Source organism: Methylobacterium sp. Leaf456, assembly GCF_001425465.1.
Classification (GTDB): Bacteria; Pseudomonadota; Alphaproteobacteria; order Rhizobiales; family Beijerinckiaceae; genus Methylobacterium.
This window is the reverse complement of the sequence record NZ_LMQV01000034.1, coordinates 17,742-37,092: the sequence shown is the minus strand read 5'-3', so window position 1 is coordinate 37,092 and position 19,351 is coordinate 17,742. Positions and strand designations below refer to the sequence as shown.

15 protein-coding genes and 1 pseudogene are annotated in these 19,351 nt (G+C 69.8%); 13 read left to right on the top strand and 3 right to left on the bottom strand.

Annotation, left to right across the window (positions count from 1 at the left end):
- The first annotated feature begins 215 nt into the window (after positions 1 to 215).
- Positions 216 to 404 (top strand): 50S ribosomal protein L32, encoded by a 189-nt coding sequence (gene rpmF / locus ASG52_RS15745; protein WP_056245039.1) that lies wholly within the window; start codon positions 216 to 218, stop codon positions 402 to 404.
- A 53-nt stretch (positions 405 to 457) separates the two neighbouring features.
- On the opposite strand, the gene ASG52_RS15740 is transcribed toward rpmF, so the two are convergent.
- The gene (locus ASG52_RS15740; protein ID WP_056245037.1) at positions 458 to 700 is read right to left on the bottom strand and encodes a hypothetical protein; all 243 of its coding nucleotides are present in this window, start codon (positions 698 to 700) and stop codon (positions 458 to 460) included.
- Between the two features lie 515 nt (positions 701 to 1,215).
- Between ASG52_RS15740 and ASG52_RS15735 the strand changes: the two genes are divergently transcribed.
- Both ASG52_RS15735 and ASG52_RS15730 read left to right on the top strand, forming a co-directional pair.
- The gene (locus ASG52_RS15735) at positions 1,216 to 1,425 is read left to right on the top strand and encodes a hypothetical protein (protein WP_056245034.1); all 210 of its coding nucleotides are present in this window, start codon (positions 1,216 to 1,218) and stop codon (positions 1,423 to 1,425) included.
- Positions 1,426 to 1,701: 276 nt separating this feature from the next.
- Positions 1,702 to 2,373 (top strand): DUF2147 domain-containing protein, encoded by a 672-nt coding sequence (locus ASG52_RS15730; protein ID WP_056245031.1) that lies wholly within the window; start codon positions 1,702 to 1,704, stop codon positions 2,371 to 2,373.
- A 159-nt stretch (positions 2,374 to 2,532) separates the two neighbouring features.
- Here ASG52_RS15730 and ASG52_RS15725 read toward each other — a convergent pair whose 3' ends face one another.
- Positions 2,533 to 3,702, bottom strand: coding sequence for a zinc-binding metallopeptidase family protein (locus tag ASG52_RS15725; RefSeq protein ID WP_056245028.1), 1,170 nt, complete (start codon positions 3,700 to 3,702; stop codon positions 2,533 to 2,535).
- Positions 3,703 to 4,081: 379 nt separating this feature from the next.
- Here ASG52_RS15725 and ASG52_RS15720 point away from each other — a divergent pair, with 379 nt between their 5' ends.
- The 3 genes from ASG52_RS15720 to ASG52_RS15710 are packed head-to-tail and all read left to right on the top strand — an operon-like array spanning position 4,082 to position 10,781.
- The gene (locus tag ASG52_RS15720; RefSeq protein WP_056245026.1) at positions 4,082 to 7,354 is read left to right on the top strand and encodes a transglutaminase family protein; all 3,273 of its coding nucleotides are present in this window, start codon (positions 4,082 to 4,084) and stop codon (positions 7,352 to 7,354) included.
- Positions 7,351 to 9,894 (top strand): circularly permuted type 2 ATP-grasp protein, encoded by a 2,544-nt coding sequence (locus tag ASG52_RS15715; RefSeq protein WP_056245023.1) that lies wholly within the window; start codon positions 7,351 to 7,353, stop codon positions 9,892 to 9,894. Before ASG52_RS15720 ends, ASG52_RS15715 begins: the two co-directional genes overlap by 4 nt.
- Positions 9,891 to 10,781 carry a transglutaminase family protein gene (locus ASG52_RS15710; protein ID WP_056245020.1) on the top strand — a complete coding sequence of 297 codons (891 nt, stop codon included), beginning with the start codon at positions 9,891 to 9,893 and terminating at the stop codon, positions 10,779 to 10,781. Before ASG52_RS15715 ends, ASG52_RS15710 begins: the two co-directional genes overlap by 4 nt.
- A gap of 196 nt (positions 10,782 to 10,977) precedes the next feature.
- On the opposite strand, the gene ASG52_RS15705 is transcribed toward ASG52_RS15710, so the two are convergent.
- Positions 10,978 to 11,919 (bottom strand): NAD(P)H-binding protein, encoded by a 942-nt coding sequence (locus tag ASG52_RS15705; RefSeq protein ID WP_286159086.1) that lies wholly within the window; start codon positions 11,917 to 11,919, stop codon positions 10,978 to 10,980.
- A 184-nt stretch (positions 11,920 to 12,103) separates the two neighbouring features.
- Between ASG52_RS15705 and ASG52_RS15700 the strand changes: the two genes are divergently transcribed.
- The 7 genes and pseudogenes from ASG52_RS15700 (at position 12,104) to ASG52_RS15675 (ending at position 19,324) form a co-directional block, all read left to right on the top strand.
- Positions 12,104 to 12,352 (top strand): acyl carrier protein, encoded by a 249-nt coding sequence (locus ASG52_RS15700; RefSeq protein ID WP_056245017.1) that lies wholly within the window; start codon positions 12,104 to 12,106, stop codon positions 12,350 to 12,352.
- An 8-nt stretch (positions 12,353 to 12,360) separates the two neighbouring features.
- On the top strand, positions 12,361 to 13,893 hold the full coding sequence (locus tag ASG52_RS15695) for an AMP-binding protein (protein ID WP_056245014.1): 1,533 nt from the start codon (positions 12,361 to 12,363) through the stop codon (positions 13,891 to 13,893).
- Between the two features lie 111 nt (positions 13,894 to 14,004).
- Positions 14,005 to 15,294: a type III PLP-dependent enzyme gene (locus ASG52_RS15690; protein ID WP_056245010.1), complete on the top strand. Its 1,290-nt coding sequence runs from the start codon at positions 14,005 to 14,007 to the stop codon at positions 15,292 to 15,294.
- Positions 15,295 to 15,684: 390 nt separating this feature from the next.
- Positions 15,685 to 15,894, top strand: a pseudogene (locus ASG52_RS15685) (IS1 family transposase); the annotation flags it as partial.
- Positions 15,895 to 16,047: 153 nt separating this feature from the next.
- Positions 16,048 to 16,374: a hypothetical protein gene (locus ASG52_RS27305; RefSeq protein ID WP_156383994.1), complete on the top strand. Its 327-nt coding sequence runs from the start codon at positions 16,048 to 16,050 to the stop codon at positions 16,372 to 16,374.
- Between the two features lie 220 nt (positions 16,375 to 16,594).
- Positions 16,595 to 17,608, top strand: coding sequence for a cytochrome-c peroxidase (locus ASG52_RS15680; protein WP_082552597.1), 1,014 nt, complete (start codon positions 16,595 to 16,597; stop codon positions 17,606 to 17,608).
- A 63-nt stretch (positions 17,609 to 17,671) separates the two neighbouring features.
- Positions 17,672 to 19,324 carry a methyl-accepting chemotaxis protein gene (locus ASG52_RS15675; protein ID WP_056245005.1) on the top strand — a complete coding sequence of 551 codons (1,653 nt, stop codon included), beginning with the start codon at positions 17,672 to 17,674 and terminating at the stop codon, positions 19,322 to 19,324.
- The last annotated feature ends 27 nt before the right edge of the window (positions 19,325 to 19,351 follow it).

The following is a 19,351-nucleotide window of genomic DNA, read 5'->3' as shown; positions in this document are numbered from 1 at the left end:
CAAGCATCCGTTACGACGAGAGCCGGAGCCGGCTCTCGTTCTTTTTTGCCGCGCTTTCTGACGACGAACCGGCCTCCACTTCGTCTGAAAGCGCTCTAGCCAGTCGGCATCGGTCTCGCTATACAGCCCGCCTCGAATCTCCGTCACGCACGTGGTGCCGTCGGCGATCCTCGGATGAGGATCCCTCGGGCGCCCTATTAGCCTGAGGTACTCCCATGGCCGTTCCGAAGCGAAAGACTTCCCCCTCCCGCCGCGGCATGCGCCGCTCCGCCGACGCCCTCAAGGCCCCGACCTATGTCGAGGATAAGGACTCGGGCGAACTGCGCCGTCCGCACCACATCGACCTGAAGACCGGCATGTACCGCGGCCGTCAGGTCATGAAGGTGAAGTCGGCGGAAGCCTGATCCGAATCGGCGCTTCAAGCGCCGCTTCGTCTCATTGAAGAAGAAGCGGGGCGTCAGCCCCGTTCGAAGGCCGCGGCCCGCGCGTAGAGCGCGACCGCGGCCTTCGTGCGTTCCAGGCGCGCCGGACGAAGGCCGGGGTCGGCGCTGACGATGAGCTGAGTCAAGAATCCCGCGAGCGGACGCCCGCCCCGGACCCGCGGCGGCGGGCCGGCCTGCGTCGCGGCGACCAGCGCGCGCCCGGCCTCCGTGCGGCCGTTGTCCGATTCGGCACCGTCTCGCGTCCCGGAACGATCCATCGTCGCCTCTCCGGCCCCCGCACGGGTTTTTCGTGCAAGAGCGGGGCCGACGTTAACCGGATCTTAATGTGTTGTCGCGGGACCGCGCGGGCGAATCCGGTTCCTGCGCACTCGCCCGCGAGCTCGGCACCGGCGACGAGCCGGGGCTCCGTGCCTATCGCCTCTCCGCGAAGAGCTTTGAGCCCTCCGCCGTCATTGCAAGGCGAACCCGAAGCCATCCAGCGCTCCGCATCGTCCAGGTGAGTCGTGCGGGGACCGCGTGGTCGGCGCGGTCTCGCCCCTTCCGAACACGTCGCGCTCCGGATCGCTTCGGCTTCGCCTCGCGGTGACGGAGTGGTGCGAATGCCGGGTCGGCAGCCCGGAAGCGAAGGGGGAAAACCGAGCGACACCCGCTGCTTCCCCGGCTCACAATCCGGAATCGTTCTAAACTGCTTGACGCTTCTCTGGAATCGCTCTAATTAAAAACTCGAAGGCGGTCCGGTTCCGAGCCGGCGCCGCAAACATCGGAGAGTTTCATGTCGAGCAACAACAGCGCCGCCTGCCAGAGCTGCCGCTTCTTCGACGAGCACAAGACCAATGCCGGCCAGGGCGCTGGCGACGAGGGCCTGTGCCGCTTCAACCCGCCGGTGAGCCAGCCGGAGCCGCAGGGCCACGGCCTGTGGCCGGTGGTCGCCTCCAAGGACTGGTGCGGCCACTTCGCCGCCGACGTCACCCCGGCGGAGTAACCTTTTCTCTCGGGCGGCAATGCCTGGATGGAACGAGCCAAAGGGGTCGGTGCCGGTGCACCGGCTCCTTTCGCGTTGCGCGGGGGCCATCCCTGCGCTTCGGGATTTGCTCCGGGAGTGCCGTGAAGCGGTCATGATCCGGTCACCTTCCCGTTCGATGGCTGCGGCCAGAAGGCAACGGGCCGCGAAAATCGGCCTGCCGCCATCCGGCCCTGAGGCCGGAGCCATGTCGGTGACGAGCGGCGCGGCCCGCCGTGCCGGAACGGGGATGACTGCATGACCTTTGAACCGATCGCCGCCTTCGCCTCCGCTCGTTCGATGCTCCGCGCCGGCGCGTTCGCCGCCCTCGCGACCCTCGTGGCGGCCCCGGCCATGGCCGCCCCGCATCGCGACCCGTCGGGCACGTGGCTGACCCAGGACGGCAAGGCGCGCATCCGCGTCGAGAAGTGCGGCCCGCAGGAGAAGAACCTGTGCGGCTACGCCGTGTGGCTGAAGGTGCCCAACAACGACGAGGGCAAGCCGCGGGTCGACTTCCGCAACCCCGACCCGAAGAAGCGCGCCCGCGCCTCGCTCGGCCATCAGCTCATTCTCGGGCTGAAGCTCAACGAGGATGCCCGCTACGAGGGCAAGATCTACAACGCCGAGGACGGCAAGTTCTACGACGTGACGGTCTGGTCGGAGGAGCCGGAGGAGCTGACCGTCAAGGGCTGCCTCATCGCGTTCCTGTGCCAGTCCCAGTCGTGGAAGCGCGTCAACGACATGGCGCCGGGCCAGCTCGCCGGCCCGACCAACAGCCCGACCGGCCCGCGCGCCGATGCCGAGTGGGCCCCCAAGCCCGCGACCGCCGCCGCGAACGGCCCGACCGCCACCGGCACCGCCGGCCCGGCGCCCGCCGGCAAGCCCGCGCCCAAGCCCGCCGCGCCGAAGGCCGCCCAGCCGGCGGAATGAGGGCGGAGCCCGCGCATCACCCACGGGCCGTCGTTCCTGGGTTCGCCGAAGGCGAGAACCCGGAATCCACGACTGGCTTCGACGCCCCGTGAGGCCGCGCATCACGGGTGGATTCCGGGTTCCGCTGCGCGGTCCCGGAATGACGGCGTGTTATAAAAATCAAACCGTCGGCGCGGCCACCCGCTGGCGAAGGCCGGCGATCACCGCCTTGAGCATCTCGTCGCCCTCCACCCCCATCCCGCCGGGCAGGCGCGCGGCGTAGATGCGCTCGTGGACGAAGGCGAGCTTGGCGATCACCGCGGGCGTCAGCGTGAACGGGTAGAGCGGCGGCTGGCCCATGGAGCGGTTGAGCGAGTTCATCGCGTAGGTCAACGGAATCCACGCCTCGACCACGCGCTGGAAGTCCGGCGTCTCGTAGGGGTCGAAATCGACCGTGACGGCGCCCGTTTGGTCGGCGCCGGCCCGGTGCTTGGGCTTCACCCGGATCTCGAACGCGTTGGCGGTCTCCAGCGTATCGACGATGTGGAGGTAGTGGGCGAAGGTCTCGGCGAAATCCTCCCACGGATGGGCGGTGGCGTAGGCCGAGACGAACGATTCCTCCCAATGCGGCGCGGGTCCGTGGGCGTGGTAGCGCTGCAGGCTGATCCCGTAATCGACGCTCTCGTCGCCGAACACGGCGCGGAACAGCGGCAGGCTCGCGTCGAAGCGCACCAGCAGGTTCCAGAAGTAATGGCCGATCTCGTGGCGGAAATGCCCGAGCAGGGTGCGGTAATACTCGCCGAACAGCTTGCGCCGCCGCTCGCGCTCGACGTCGTCGGCCTCGGCGATGGAGAGCGTGATCAGCCCGTCGAGATGGCCGGTCATCACCGGGGGCCCGGGCGAGCGCGTCTCGGACGGATCGACCAGGAAGTCGAAGGCGAGGCCGTCGGAATACTGCACCCGCGTCACCAGCGGCAGTTCGAGCCGCAGCAGCGAGTAGAACAGCCGGCGCTTGGCCGCCTCGATCTGGCGCCAGCGCTCGACATTGGCCGGCACCGCGAGATCGGGCACCACGCGGTTGTGGCGGCAGGTGACGCAGTAGGGCTCATCGCTCTCCTCAGGCACCAGCCAGTTGCAGGCGTCGTGCGCGGCGTTGGCGCAGAAGCGGTACTTGCGCCCCGGATGGGCATAGGCGCGGAACAACGGGCCGCGGGCGTCCTCGCCGCAGGGTTCGAGTGCCGAGACCGCGTGCCGGTCGCAGACATAGCCGAGCCGCCGCTCGCAGCTCTGGCAGACCGTGCTCTCGAAGCTGACCGGCTGGTCGCAGGCCTGGCACTGGAAGATTTTCATGGATGCGGCTCGCGCAGCGGGGAGGATCGTCCGGCCGCGCCGGCCCCCATGGGACCTAAGCGGCCGGTACCAGTACGGTTCCAGGATGATCGCTCGGAGCGATCATCCCGATACCGGTTAGGCCTCAAGCGCCGGCGCCCGCGTCCGCGGGCTTGGGCTTTCCGCTCCGCTAGACGACCTCGGCCGAAGCCGAGGTCCGCTGCGCGGGGCGCTCTTCGCGCCTGGTCACACGGAAGTCCCCAAAGCACGCCGCGTGCCCAAAGCACGCTTCTTGCTTTTCCCGCGTGCCTCGCCCCGCCGTAGTCGTATAAGCGCGGGAAGCACCCGACAGCCTGCGCCGCGAGGCCGTTCGCGATCAGACGAGACGTCCGGAGATTCCGTGTCGATCCAAGCCGCCCTGCACCACGTCACGCATTACCGCTACGACCGGCCGATCGCGCTCGGGCCGCAGACGATCCGCCTGCGCCCCGCGCCGCACACCCGCAGCCGGGTGCCGGCCTACGCGCTGAAGGTCGTCCCCGAAAACCACTTCATCAATTGGCAGCAGGACCCGAGCGGCAACTGGCTCGCCCGGCTGGTCTTCCCGGAGAAGACCAGCGAGTTCCGGGTCGAGGTCGATCTCACCGCCGACCTCGCGGTGATCAACCCGTTCGACTTCTTCGTGGAGGCCTACGCCGAGCGCCGCCCCTTCACGTACGCCGACGACCTGAAGCTCGCGCTCGCCCCCTACCTCGTCCTCGACGACGCGAGGGGGCCGAAGATCGACGCCTTCCTCACGCGCGTGCCGGAGGAGACCCACACGGTCACCTTCCTCGTCGCGCTCAACGAGCTGGTGGCCCGCGAGGTCGCCTACGGCGTCCGCATGGAACCCGGCGTGCAGACGCCGACCGAGACGCTGACGCTGAAGAGCGGCTCCTGCCGCGATTCGGCGTGGCTGCTGGTGCAGGTGCTGCGCCGCCTGGGCTTCGCGGCGCGCTTCGTCTCGGGCTACCTGATCCAGCTCGTACCCGACACGGTCGCGGTCGATGGCCCGAAGGGCACGGCGAACGACTTCACCGATCTCCACGCCTGGGCCGAGGTCTACCTGCCCGGCGCGGGCTGGATCGGGTTCGACGCCACCTCCGGCCTGCTCACCGGCGAGGGCCACATCCCGCTCGCCGCCACGCCGCACTATCACGGGGCCGCCCCGATCTCCGGCCTCGCCGAGCCGGCCGAGGTCGCGTTCGCCTACGAGATGAAGATCACCCGCGTGGCCGAGGCCCCGCGCATCACCAAGCCGTTCTCGGAAGACGTCTGGGCCGACATGGATGCTCTCGGCGAGCGCATCGACGCCGATCTGACGGCGCAGGACGTGCGCCTGACCATGGGCGGCGAGCCGACCTTCGTCTCGATCGACGACTTCGAAGCGCCCGAGTGGAACGTCGCGGCGGTGGGCCCGACCAAGCGGGCCTTGGCCGACACGCTGATCCGCCGCCTGCGCGACCGCTTCGCGAAAGGCGGCATGCTGCATTACGGCCAGGGCAAGTGGTATCCGGGCGAGAGCCTGCCGCGCTGGGCCTTCGCCCTCTACTGGCGCAAGGACGGCCAACCGATCTGGCAGAACGCCGACCGGATCGCCGCCGAGACCGGCCCCAAGGACGCCACCGTCGCCGACGCCAAGGCGCTGCTAGGCGCGCTGGCCGAACGGCTCGGCCTGAACCGCTTCGTCTTCCCGGCCTACGAGGACGCGGTCTACTGGAAGAGCCGCGAGAGCGAGCTGCCGGTCAACGTCACGACCTCCGCGCCGCAGACCGGCAGCGTCGAGGCCGACGCCCGCTTCAAGCGCGTGTTCGAGCGCGGCCTGGATCAGCCCGTCGGCTACGTGCTGCCGCTCGCCAACCTCGCCGCCGGCGAGGGCAGGGCGTGGATCTCGGAGGCCTGGGAATTCCGCCGCGGCGGCGCCTATCTTAGCCCCGGCGACTCGCCGATGGGCTTCCGCCTGCCGCTCGGCTCGCTGCCCCACGTGCCGCCGGATTCCTACCCCTACTACCACCCGCAGGACCCGCTCGAAGACCGCGGCGACCTGCCGAGGGAGCCGGGCGCGCCGCTGCCGAAGGGCGCCGACCGCGCCAACGGCGGCGGGATCGAGGGCGTCGCCGTGCGCACCGCGCTGGCGATCGAGCCGCGCGACGGCGTGCTGTGCGTGTTCATGCCGCCGCTGGAGCGGGCCGACGACTATCTCGACCTCGTCGGCCACTTGGAGAAGGCGGCCGAGAGCGTGGGGCGCACCCTCCACATCGAGGGCTACGAGCCGCCCTACGATCCGCGCCTGTCCGTCATCAAGGTCACGCCCGATCCCGGCGTGATCGAGGTGAACGTCCACCCCGCCGGTTCCTGGCGCGAGGCGGTGGACATCACCCGCGGCCTCTACGAGGAGGCGCGCCAGACCCGGCTCGGCGCCGAAAAGTTCATGATCGACGGGCGCCACACCGGCACGGGCGGGGGCAACCACGTGGTGCTCGGCGGCGCGAGCCCGGCCGATTCGCCGTTCCTGCGCCGGCCCGATCTGCTCAAGAGCCTTGTGCTGACGTGGCAGCGCCACCCCTCGCTGTCCTATCTGTTCGCCGGCCTCTATGTCGGCCCGACGAGTCAGGCGCCGCGCATGGACGAGGCGCGCCACGACGGTCTCTACGAGTTGGAGATCGCCATGGCGCAGGTGCCGGGGCCGGGGGGCGCCAACATTCCGCACTGGCTGGTGGACCGCCTGTTCCGCAACATCCTCGCCGACATTACCGGCAACACCCACCGGGCCGAGATCTGCATCGACAAGCTGTTCTCGCCCGACGGCCCGACGGGGCGCCTCGGCCTGCTCGAATTCCGCTCGTTCGAGATGCCGCCGGACGCCCGTATGAGCCTCGCCCAGCAGGTGCTGCTGCGCGCCATCGTGGCGTGGCTCTGGCGCGAGCCGCGCACCGGCGGCTGTGTCCGCTGGGGCACGGCGCTCCACGATCGCTTCATGCTGCCGCATTTCCTCTGGGCCGACTTCCTCGACCTGCTGGAAGACCTCCGCGTCGGCGGCTACGAGTTCGATGCCCAGGCCTTCGCGGCGCAGCGCGAGTTCCGCTTCCCCGTCTTCGGCCGGGTCGAGCAGGGCGGCGTGAGCCTCGAACTGCGGCAGGCGTTGGAGCCCTGGCACGTGCTGGGCGAAGAGGGGACCGCCGGGGGCACCGTGCGTTTCGTGGATGCATCCGTCGAGCGGCTTCAGGTGAAGGTCGAGGGCTTCGTGCCCGGCCGTCACGTGATCGCCTGCAACGGCCGGCGCCTGCCGATGACGCCGACCGGCGTTCTGGGCGAGGCGGTGGCCGGCCTGCGGTTCAAGGCGTGGCAGCCGGCCTCCTCGCTGCACCCGACGATCCCGCCGCACGGGCCGCTCACCTTCGACATCCTCGATTCGTGGAGCGGCCGCTCGCTCGGCGGCTGCCGCTACCATGTCAGCCATCCGGGCGGGCGCAACTACGAGAGCTTCCCGGTCAACGCCTACGAGGCGGAGGGGCGGCGGCTGGCCCGCTTCGATGCCATGGGCCACACCCCCGGCACCGTGACGATGCCGCCCGAGGAGCGCTCGACCGAGTTCCCGCTCACCCTCGACCTGCGCACGCCCGCTCCCAGATGACGCCTGCGGCCGCCCTTGCTGTGGACGGGGCCGCGCGCCCCGATCCGGCCTCGGTGGCCGAAGAGGCGGCGGCACGAATCCGCCGCTGGACGGAAGGCTACAGGCCGCATCCCGGCCGCGCCGACGAGCTTATGGGGGCCGACGGTGCGCTTCACGGCGCCTACCCCCGATTCCTCGACCGGCTCGCTCGCTTCGACGACCGCGAGATCGCCGCCCGCTTCCTCTCCGCCGAGCGGCATATCCGCGACGCGGGGATTTCCTATCGGGTCTACGGCGACAAGCAGGAGCATCCCTGGCCGCTGGGCTCGCTGCCCCTCGTCATCGGCGCGGCCGACTGGGCCGAATTGTCGGCGGGCATCGTCCAGCGCGCCGGGCTGATGGAGCGCATCGTCGCCGACATCTACGGGCCGGGCCGGCTCGTCGCGGACGGCCTGCTGCCCGCGGGCGTCGTCGCGGGCAGCCCCGAATACCTGCGCCCGGCCCACGGCCTGACCCCGCCCGGCGGGCGCTGGCTGCCGATCTACGCCGCCGACGTGGGCCGCGGCGCGGACGGGCGCTGGCAGGTGCTCGCCGACCGGACGCAAGCGCCGTCCGGCCTCGGCTACGCGCTGGAAAACCGGATGGTGCTGGCCCGCGCCTTCCCGGACCTGTTCGCCGACCTCCATGTCGAGCGCCTGCCGGGCTTCTTCCAGGCGTTCCGCTCCGGGCTGGCGGCCGCCTGCGAGCGCAGCGACCCGCGCATCTGCCTGCTGACCTCGGGGCCTTACAGCAGCACCTATGTCGAGCAGGCGGCGCTGGCCCGCTATCTCGGCTTCCTGCTGGTCGAGGGCGATGACCTCGTCGTCAGCAACGGCCTCGTCCATGTCCGCACCATCGCCGGGCTGAAGCGCGCCGACGCCCTGTGGCGCCGGATCGACGCCGACTATCTCGACCCGCTGGAACTGCGCACCGATTCGCGCCTCGGCGTGCCCGGCCTCCTCGAAGTGCTGCGCCGGGGCGGCGTGGTGATGGGCAACATGCCGGGCTCCGGCGTGATCGAATCGGCGGCGCTGAGCCCCTACCTGCCCGGCATCGCCCGCGCGCTCACCGGCGAGGATCTGCGGCTTACCGGCCCGCGGACATGGTGGTGCGGCGACGCGCAAGGTCTGGCCCACACCCACGACCATCTCGACGCCCTGACGCTGCGACCCGCGGCAACCGCCGTGCGCGGCCCCGAGCGCGACGCGCTGCTGGCCCCCATCGCCTTCGGCGCGGCCCGCGAGCGGGCGCTGGCGGCGCTCCGCGAACGCGCCTTCGACTGGGTGGCCCAGGAGCCCGCCGCGCTCTCGACCATGCCGACCTGGCAGGACGGGGCGCTGGTGGCCCGGCCCTTCGTCATGCGGGTCTTTGCCGCCTGGACCCCGCAGGGCTGGCGCGTGCTGCCGAGCGCGTTCTGCCGCGTCGCCGAGCGCGAGGACGGCGACCCGAGCGAGATGCGCGCCGGCATCCGCTCGGCCGACGTCTGGATTCTCTCCGACACCCCCGTCGACACGCCGAGCCTCGTCTCGACCACGCCGCCGCGCATCCGCCGCATCGCCGGCCACCTGCCGGCGCGGGCCGCCGACAACCTGTTCTGGCTCGGGCGCTATCTCGAGCGCACCGAGGCCGTGATCCGCCTCGTCCAGGCGCATCTCGGCGGCTTCGGCGAGGCCATCACCGCCGATCCTTGCGCCGCCGAGGACGCGCCCACCGCCCGCCGCATCCGCGCGCTGCTGAAGGAATGGCACTGCGTCGAGGCCGCCGACCTGCCGACCGCCGTGCTCGCCCAGGAGGCGCTGAGCGGACGCGACCATTACGGCTCGGCCCTCAACCACGCGCTGGAGGCCCGCCGCATCGCCGCCTCGCTGCGCGAGCGCCTGCCCGCGGAGGCGTGGCGCTCGCTGGCGGACCTGCGCGACACCCTCGTCTTCAGCGAGGTCTTCACGCCGACCGAGGCGCAGCTGCGCGGACGGGCCGAGCGCGCGCTCGGCCATCTCTCGGCGCTGACGGGGCTCGCCCACGAGAACATGAACCACGGCGCCGGCTGGCGCTTCGTCGACATGGGCCGGCGGATCGAGCGGGCGATCAACACCTGCGGCTTCGCCGCCGCCTTCTGCGGCGCGGAGGCCACCGCCGAGGATCTCGGGGTGATGCTGGCGCTGGTCGATTCGCAGATCGCCTACGGCGCCCGCTATCTCGCCGGCGTCAGCCGCGACGCGGTCTGCGACATGGGCGTGCTCGACCCCTACAACCCGCGCTCGGTCGCCTACCAGATGGCGGCGATCGTCGCCCATCTCGACGCGCTGCCCGCGCTCGCCGCCGACGGCCTGCCCGAACCGCACCGCCGCCACGCGCTCAACCTCGCCGGCACCTTCCAGACCGCGCCGGCCGCGGAGATCGACGGCGAGGGCCTGGAAGTGCTCGCCGAGGAGCTGGAGCGCCTCGCCGACGGCATCGCCGGCCGCTACTTCCCCAGCGGCGCCGAGGCGCTGCGGCCCGAGAAGCTGACGGGTCTCGCGTGATCTACGGCCTGCGCCACCTCACCACCTACCGCTACGCCCGCACCGTCCGCTCCGCGCGCTGCACCCTGCGCCTGCGCCCCCGCGACGGCGACGGCCAGCGGGTGCTGGAGAGCACCGTCGCGATCAGCCCGGCCCCGAAGAGCCGCCTGGAGCGGCGCGACTTCTTTGGCCTCGACACGGTCAGCCTCGTCCTCGACGCGCCGCACACGACCTTCTCGGTCGAGGCGTTCTCGCGGGTCGAAGTCGAGCGCCCCTTGCCCCCACGGCCGGAATCCGGCCCCGGCTGGGAGGCCGTGCGCGAGGCCGCGCTCGCGCTGCCGAGCCTCGGCCCCGACGGCCCGGCCCATTTCCAGTTCCGCAGCCAGCGGGTGCCGCTCGTGCCCGCGGTCACCGACTACGCCCGCGGCAGCTTTTCCCCCGGGCGCAGCGCCTACGGCGCCGCCGTCGAGCTGATGCGGCGGATGCGCAACGACTTCAAATTCGACGCCAAGGCCACCACCGTCTCGACGCCGCTGGCCGAAGCCTTCGCGCTCCGGGCCGGCGTCTGCCAGGACTTCGCCCACGTGATGATCGCGGGGTTGCGCGGCCTCGGCCTGCCCGCCGCCTATGTCAGCGGCTACCTCCGCACCCGCCCGCCGCCGGGCCGCCCGCGCCTGCGCGGCGCCGACGCCAGCCACGCCTGGGTCGCGCTGTGGTGCGGGCAAGATTTCGGCTGGATCGGCCTCGACCCGACCAACGACTGCGTCGTCCAGAACGACCACATCGTCGTCGCCCGCGGCCGCGACTATGGGGACGTCGCCCCGATCGACGGCATCGTCTCGTCGGCGGGGGCGCAGAAGCTGACGGTGGAGGTGGATGTGATCCCGGAGGACGAGGCGGGGGTCTGACGGACCGCTCGACCCGCCCCTCCAACCTTCCCCCTCATCCTGAGGTGCGCAGCCGAAGGCGGAGCCTCGAAGGAGGGCTCCAGCGGAACGCGCGATCCCTGGAGCCCTCCTTCGAGGCTGAGCTCACGCTCAGCACCTCAGGATGAGGGGGTTGGGTGGGATGGGCCGACCAAACTCGGCTCCAGCGCGACCGGCATCAAAACACCGCATGGTCGCCCCGCTCGGCCACGGCCTCACCGCGGACCAAACGCGCGTAATAGTCGAACAGCGTCTGCGAACCCGTCGAGGGCGTGGCCTCCGCGTCGTAGCGGCCGGTCGCGGGGTCGAGGACGAGCATCGATTCGGTGGCGTAGTAGCGCCCGATCCGCGCAAGCTCGGCTTTTGCCGCGAGCGGCGGCACGAAACGGCCGAGCCCGCTCAGGACGGCGATGATCGTATCCAAAAACCCCACCGGGACCTGCCGGAAGCGCGGCTCGCGCCCGAGCAGGGCGAACAGGGCCTGCCCTTGCGCACGCGGCGTGATCGCGGGGCTTGGGCCCCCGATCGGCAGCACGCGGTTGCGGCGCTCAGGGTCGTCGAGGCAGTCGGCGAGGTAGGCGGCCAGATCGTCGTCGGAGATCGGCTTGCAGGCCGTCAGTTCGCCGTCGCCGAACACGAGGAACGGCTTTCCGCGCCGCACCCGCTCGACCTGCCCCGACAGCGATTTGAAGAAGGCCGTGGGCCGGACGATGCTGTAGTCGATCCCCGACGCGATCAGGGCCGCCTCGAAGGCCAGCTTGGCGTGCTGGAAGGCCAGCAGCGGCTTCTGAACGCAGATCGCCGAGAGCAGGACGACATGGCCCACATGCGCCGCCCGGCACGCCGCCAGCGCGTTCGCTTGCGCGTCGTGGTCGATCGCCCAGGCGTCGCGGGGCGCGCCGGTCCGCGAGGCGAGGCAGGAGACCAGCACGTCGAACGCCTCGCCGCGAACACCGTCGCGGGCGAGGGCGACCGGATCGGTCACGTCGGCGAAGCGCGCCTCGGCCCCCGCCGGCAGCCCCGGATCGGAACCCGGCCGCACGAGGCAGACCACATCATGGCTGCGCCCCACCAGCGCCCGCACGGTGGCCCGCCCGATCGTGCCGGTGCCGCCGAGCACGAGGACGCGGCGCGGCCTCGGGGCATTGTTCGGGTCGCTCGACATCATGGGCGAGAGGGCACCGGTTGGCGGCCCCCAAGTCAAGCCGGAGCGCGTGCGATGGACTTGAGCCCCCGTTTGGGCGTAAGCCGCGAACCTCATCCGCCGCGAGGTTTGGGGGAAGGCGACGGCCGTGGTTCAGTCGATGGCTGATGTGAAACAGGCGATCTTCGCCTTCATCGCGGCCCGCAACCCGGGCCTGCCCCCCGGCTCGGTCACGGGCTCGACCTCGCTGGTCACCAGCGACGCCCTCGACTCCATCGGCATCCTCGACCTGATGATGCATCTCGGCGACCGCTTCGGCGTCGAGATCGACGAGGACAGCTTCGACCTGTCGAACTTCGAGAGCGTCGACACGCTGGCCCACTTCATCGACGACCGGCGCCCCGCCTGATCCCAACGATGGCCCCGAGCCTGCTGCATCACCTGCTCGCGCGCGCGGGCGCCGACGAGGCGGTCGCCGTCGTGGACGGCGCCGAGACTCTCACCTACGGCGCCTTCCGGGCCCGCGTCGCCGCGCTGAGTGCGCGACTGACCGCGCTCGGCCTGGGGGCGGGGGACCGGGTCGCGATCCTGCTGCCGAAATCGATCCGCGAATGCGTGGCGCTCTTCGCGGTCGCTGCGGCCGGCGGCGTGTTCGTGCCGATCCATCCGAGCCTTCGCCCGCGCCAGGTCCGCCACATCGTCGCCGACAGCGGCGCCCGCGCGCTCCTGACCGACCGGGGCCATGCCGACAGCCTGGAAGGCGCGCTCGACGATTTTTTTGGCGTTCGCATCCTCACGGAGGAGGCTGCCGTGCCCGGCGAGCCGGCCCTCACCCCCGGAGAGGCCGCCCCCGCGGGGCTGGCCGCGATCCTCTACACCTCGGGCTCGACCGGGTTGCCCAAGGGGGTGATGCTCTCCCACGGCAACCTGTTGGCGGGCACCCGCATCGTGCGGACCTATCTCGGGATTCAGTCGGACGACCGCATCCTCTCGGTGCTGCCGTTCTCGTTCGATTACGGCCTCAACCAGTTGCTCACCACGGTCGAGCAGGGCGCCCGGATCGTCCTGCTGACGCCGCGGCTCGGCGACGACGTGGTGCGCGCGCTGGAGACCCACCGCATCACGGGGCTGGCCGGCGTGCCGACCCTTTGGACGCTGCTGACGCGGGCCGCCCCGCATCTCGCCAAGGCCGACCTTTCGGCGCTGCGTTACTTGACGAATTCCGGCGGCGGCCTCGCGGTGCCGACCATCGCGCGCCTGCGCCAGCGCCTGCCGCACACGGCGGTGGTGCTGATGTACGGCCTGACGGAGGCCTTCCGCTCGACCTACCTGCCGCCCGACGAGATCGACCGGCGCCCCGACTCGATCGGCCGCGCCATCCCCGAGACCGACATCTTTCTGGTCACCCCGGACGGACGGCGTGCGCAGGCAGGCGAGCCCGGCATCCTGCATCATCGCGGCCCCACCGTCTCGATGGGCTACTGGAAGCGCCCCGAGGACACCGCCCGCGTGCTGGTGCCCGATCCGTTTCCGCCGGAGGGGAAGGCGCCCGCCCTCGTCTGCCGCTCCGGCGACCTCGCGGTGGAGGATGGCGACGGCTTCTTCCGCTTCATCGGCCGCGAGGACGCGATGATCAAGACGCAGGGGTTCCGGGTGAGCCCCACCGAGGTCGAAGCCGCCCTGATGGAGACCGGCGCCTTCCGCGCGGCGGCCGTGATCGGCCTTCCCGATCCGAGCCTCGGCCAGCGCATCCACGCCGTCACCGTGCCCGCCGAGGCGGCGCCCGCGACCGCGGACGTGATGCAGCGCCTGCGCAAGGCGCTCGCACCGCATCTCGTGCCGCGCACCATCGAGGCGGTGAGTGCGTTGCCGACCACTCCCAACGGCAAGGTCGATTACAAGCGCCTCACCGCCGAGCGCGCGGCGGCGGAGATCCGGGCTGATGGGTGATTCCCACCCCGCTCATCCCACCACCATCCTCATCCCGAGGCTGCGCTTCGCTTCGCACCTCAGGATGAGGGAGACGGTGGGGGGCACCGTCGCCCCAGAGGCGGTCCTGTCATGAGCCAAACCGCCCCCGATCTCGCCACAGCCCTGATCGCCGAAAACTTTTCGCGCGATGCGCCAGGCATCCTGCACGTCGGCGGCCTGCCGCTGACCGACCTCGCCCAAAACTACGGCACGCCGCTCTTCGTCTACGACGCGGACTTGCTGCGCCGGGCCTACCGGGCGCTCCGCGCGGCGGTCGCGGGCTTTGCCGAGGTGGATTACTCGGTCAAGGCCAACCCCAACCCGGCGGTGATCCGCGTCTTCCACGAAGAAGGGGCCGGCGCCGAGATTGCCTCGGGCGCCGAGTTCGACGCGGCCCTCAAGGCCGGCGTCCCACCCCAAAGAATCCTGTTCGCGGGGCCGGGCAAGTCGGCGGCCGATCTCGACAGGGTGATCGGGGGCGGCATCGGCGAAATCCACCTCGAAAACCGCGAGGAGCTTTTCCGCGTGGCCACTGCTGCCGAGCGGCACGGGACGACCGTGCGGGTGGCGCTGCGGATCAATCCCGGCGCGACGGCGCAGGGCGGGGCGATGCGGATGGGGGGCAAACCCTCGCCGTTCGGCTTCGACGAGGAGGAGCTGTCCGAGGCGATCACCGCAGTGGAAGGGCAACCGCGCCTGCACCTCGTCGGGCTCCACCTGTTCGCCGGCACGCAGGGGCTCAAGGCCGACACGCTGCTCGGGCAATGGGCCTACGGCCTGGAGCTGGCGGCTCAGATCGCGCAACAAACAGCGCGACCGCTGGAGACGATCGATCTCGGCGGCGGGCTCGGCATCCCGTACTTTTCCGGCGACGCGACGCTCGATCTCGAGGCATTGCGCGCCGGGCTGCCGCCGCTGATCGAGACACTCCGAAGAAACCCGCTGCTGGCGGGCGCCCGCGTGGTGCTGGAGCCCGGCCGCTATCTCGCAGGGCCGGCGGGAATCTACGTGGCCCGCGTGCTGGCGGTGAAGCATTCGCGCGGGAGCCGCTTCGTCATCACCGACGGCGGCATGCACCACCATCTCGCGGCGAGCGGCAATCTCGGCCAGATCGTCAAGCGCGACTTTCCCGTGGTCGCGGTTCGGCAAGGGGAGGGGGCCACGCCCTGCACCGTCTCCGGCCCGCTCTGCACGCCGCTCGACGTGCTCGCCCGCGCGGCCCCGCTGCCCGAACTGACCGAGGGCGACCTCGTCGCCGTGCTGCAATCGGGCGCCTACGGGCTCACCGCGAGCCCGACCGGCTTCCTCAGCCACCCGATGCCGGCCGAGGTGCTGGTAGAGGGGGGAAGCGCCAGGGTGATCCGGGTGCGCGGGGATTGATCTGGCTCCACCCTCTCCTCGACGGGAGAAATTTTTTCGGATTTAGGCAGCAAGATCACTGGGGTACCGGAACCCGATTCAGGTCAGGGCAACACGCCTCACGCGTCGGTGATGTCAGCTTGGCTGTTTAAGCCGCCACCGGCGCGTTACAGTACGGCGACGCTGTCATCGACCCCATATCCGACAGCGCCGACCTCCAGAGCGCGTCCTTCGGGGCGCGCTTTTTTTCACACCCGCGCCCAACGGGTTCGACCTTGCGAGCGCCCGCCGAGGGTGGAAAGCAGGTTTTGCCGCCGCGGCTCAAACCAGACATTCAAGACACAAGCGACCAGTCGGTAGTGTCTCAGCTTGAAATTTGATCCCGGTCCGGCGCGCTCGGCGCTCCCGTCTGAGAACCACGCCCATATGGTCGCGCTCTACACCGTCTGGTACAACTTCGTGATGTTGCACAAGAAGCATCGGATGAGCCCGGCCATGGCGGCGGGCGTGTCGGATCGGTTGTGGAGCATGGAAGACATCGCCGCGCTTGTTGAGGCGGCGGCGCCCGCGCCGGGCAAGCGCGGGCCATACAAGAAGCGAGGCGATACTTTAGATGCCTAAATGGGGGAGCGATTGGATTTATTGCTTCAAGGCGTGGTATACAGCTTCGCTAATGTTGTGGCTCGCGGTGTCAATCATTCTCTCGGTGTCTTCATCTGTGTATGATAATCACAGTATTACGCAATTTATTATTAGTTTTTATTGACCTTTGTGATGCTGATGGTCATGTATGCCATTTTCATGTTGCCGACATTCTTTTTAGGCACATTTGTTCTAGTCAAGCAGAATCGTGTGCCTATCCGCGCCTATATATTTCTTGTTATTATAACTTTGATCATCTCTGGCTCGCTCTCATATTATATATTTGACTACGTCACGCCAGATATCAAAAGCAACCCCGGAATCACCTTTAAACAAAAAATGAAGTCATCAAATATCGTTGGCGTTTCAATTTTTACGTTTCTGCAAAGCGCTATCTTATTGACGGCCCTCTGGCTCCTGCGCCGATGGGACCAGAAGACCGCCGAAAATTCAAACTGAGACACTACCGACCAGTCCGATGTGAGCGCCACCAGGAACTGCCGAATAAGGATCTAGTTGCAGCGTCACGGACGCTTTGTTGGTTCAGGCATCTCCTCAAATCTTGCGAATTCGGTGGTTGGCCGAATGCGTGGGGGGGGCAATCCATCGCTTGAAGATAAATTAACATATGCAACATAACACGCTGAAAACATACTAAACGCCACTAGGGGCTGTACGAATGCTTCCGAGGTTCGGTTTCTTTGCGGGGGTGCAATTCGCGATCGGTTGCCTCGCCTCGCTCACGGCCGGAGCGCAGAGCCTGGAGTCCGCCAAAGCTGCCTACAAGCGCCCAACGCACATCCCCTTCCCGGACGAGGCTCCCTATTCGCCCCAGATGGCAACGATGGGCAAAATGCTCTTCTTCGATCCCCGTCTCAGCGGCAAGCAGAACCTGAGCTGTGCAAGCTGCCACAACCCGTCCTTCGGGTTCGAGGTGCCGGTTCCCGGCGCGATCGGCGCCACCAACAAGCCGCTCGCCCGCAAGGCCCCCTCGGTGCTCAATGCCGCCTGGATCCCGACCCTGTTCTGGGACGGCCGCGCGCCCGACCTCGAAACCCAGGCGATGGGCCCGATCACCGCCGACGCCGAGATGGACGGCAAGTTTCCCGAGATCATCACCCGCCTCAAGCGCATCCCCGAATACAAGGCGTCGTTCGACGCCCTGTTTCCCGGCAAGGGCGTGACGCAGGACACGATCCTGACGGCCATCGCCACCTATGAACGGACCGTCGTCTCCGGCTGGGCGCCGTTCGACCGCTGGATCGACGGCGACGAGGCTGCGATGTCGGGCGAAGCCAAGCGGGGCTTTGCCGTGTTCACCGGCAAGGCGGCCTGCGCCGGCTGCCATACCGGCTGGAATTTCACCGACAACAAGTTCCACGATCTCGGCATCGACACCAAGGATATCGGCCGCGCCGCCATCGATCCCGACGACCGCTACGCGAAGCACGCCTTCAAGACGCCCGGCCTGCGCAACCTGAGCTACCGGGCGCCGTTCGGGCATGCGGGACAGTTCGCGGATCTCGAAGCGATCATCGCCCACTACGAGAACGGCGGCCTGGCGCGTCCCTCGCGGTCGCCGCTGATGAAGCCGGTCAGCCTCAGCGACGGCGAGCGCGCGGACCTGATCGCGTTCCTGCGCTCGCTGACCGCGGACCAGACCGAGACGGCGCTGCCGAACCTGCCGAACTGATTGGCCCGTCCCTTCCCATTTTCCACGCCGTCCCACCCGGACGAACGACGAGACGAATCCGCAATGTTGATTCGCCACAAGATCCTGTTGCCGCTTCTCGGCTTCATGCTGCTCGGCGGGCTCCTGTCCGCGATGACAGGCCTCACGGGCCTCTCCGCCTTCGAGGAGCTTTCCGGTCTCGCCGGGCGCGCGGTCGAGGCGAACGAGGCCAGCCGCACCGCCCGCGATCGTTTCCGCCGGGCCGAGGCCCTCGTGGCAAGGGTCACCGCCATGACCGACCTCCTCGACGTGAAGCGGATCGGCGGCGAGTTCACCGCGAATGCCGACGCCCTCGATGCGGGGCTCGGCCGCCTGAAGGGCTCGGCCCTCTCGGAGCGGATGCTCGCCCTGTCCAGCACCGCCGAGGCCGAGGCCCGGCAATGGCGCGCGGACGCGGAGATCCTGCTGGGTCTGCGCAAGGCGCGGGCGATCCCGACCCTGGCGGTGATGGCGCGCCACAGCGCCGCGATCGGCCGCGATCTCGACGAAGCCGTGGTTCTGGCCGGCCAGGAGGCGCAGGCGCAGATCGGCGCCACGGGTGCGGCGATGGCGTGGAAGATCTGGCTGATGCTCGGCCTCTCCGCTGCGACCGTCGCCGTGGGTGCGGGCGTGGCATTCTGGCTCTCGGGCACCCTTTCGAAGCCGCTCGTCAGGCTGGCCGGCGACACGACCCGGCTCGCTGGCGGCGACCTCGACGTCGCCCTCCCGGCCACGGACCGCCGGGACGAAATCGGAGCGATGATCGCCGCCGTCCAGGTATTCAGGGACAACCTCGTTCGCAGCCGCGCCCTCGAGGCCGAGACGGCCCAGGCCGGCGCCGCCGCCGAACGCAGCGCGATGGTGCGCAGCCTCGCCGACGGCTTCGAAGCGTCCGTCGGCCGCATCGTCGGCACGGTCGGCACCTCCGCCGCCCAGCTTCGCGAGACCGCGCGGACGATGAGCGTCACCGCGGGGCACACCGCCGAGCGCTCCGCCCGGATGAGTGCCGCTGCCGGCGAGGCAGCGACCAATGTCGATGCCGTCGCGGCAGCGACCGAGCAACTCGGCTCCTCGGTCTCCGAGATCGGCCGTCAGATGCAGGAATCGGCCAACCTCGCCCGCGGGGCGGTGACGGATGCCGACCGGACGGCCGGCGTGGTGCGGGAACTCAGCGCGGCCACCGGGCAGATCGGCGAGATGGTCGCCCTGATCTCGAACATCGCCAGCCAGACCAACCTCCTCGCCCTGAACGCGACCATCGAGGCGGCGCGCGCCGGCTCGGCCGGGCGGGGCTTCGCGGTGGTGGCCTCCGAGGTGAAGGCGCTGGCCACGCAGACGACGCGGGTGACCGACGAGATCACCGGGCAGATCGCCCGCATCCAGGGGGTGACCGGTCAGGCGGTGGCGGCGATCGGCGGCATCACCGCGCGAATCGGCGAGATCGACACGGTCGCCGCCTCGATCACCGGCGCCGTCGGCGAGCAGGGCGCGGCCACGAGCGTGATCGTGCACCGGGTGGGCCGCACCGCGCAGGGCACCCGCGCCGTGACGGGTCACGTCGCGGAGGTCGCCGAGGCCGCGGAGCAGACCGGTTTCGCCGCCGACCACGTCCTGCAGGCCGCCTCCGACATGTCGGACCAAGCCGAGCAGTTGCGCCAGGAGGTCGCCCGCTTCCTGGTCAGCGTCAGGGCTGCTTGACTGCTACATTGTGGCGACCTCGATCCG